The sequence below is a fragment of the Pseudomonas sp. HY2-MNA-CIBAN-0224 genome, assembly GCF_040310285.1.
Lineage (GTDB): Bacteria > Pseudomonadota > Gammaproteobacteria > Pseudomonadales > Pseudomonadaceae > Aquipseudomonas > Aquipseudomonas helleri.
Genome location: NZ_JBEOPQ010000452.1, coordinates 1 through 278, shown reverse-complemented (window position 1 = coordinate 278; position 278 = coordinate 1). Strand labels below are relative to the sequence as shown.

Here is a 278-nt window from a genome sequence, read left to right as displayed (position 1 = left end):
ATATCGTTGATGGCGGTCTCAAGCTACATATCTGTGGTAACAATCCCGATTGCGACGGTTATATCTTAGAAGAAGGCAAGTTTGAAGTACCGGGTTCAGATGCCCCAACCATTGACTGTAATAAATGTGATGGGCAGATGGAGCTAAAAACCGGACGTTTTGGTCCTTACTTTGCTTGTCAGAAATGTGACAATACTCGTAAGGTACTCAAAACCGGCGAAGCTGCACCGCCGCGTATGGATCCTATTCATCTACCAGAGCTAAAATCAACCAAGCAC

1 pseudogene is annotated in these 278 nt (G+C 45.3%); it reads left to right on the top strand.

Annotated elements, in window-relative coordinates:
• Positions 1 to 278: pseudogene (locus tag AAEZ03_RS27135) on the top strand (type I DNA topoisomerase); the annotation flags it as partial.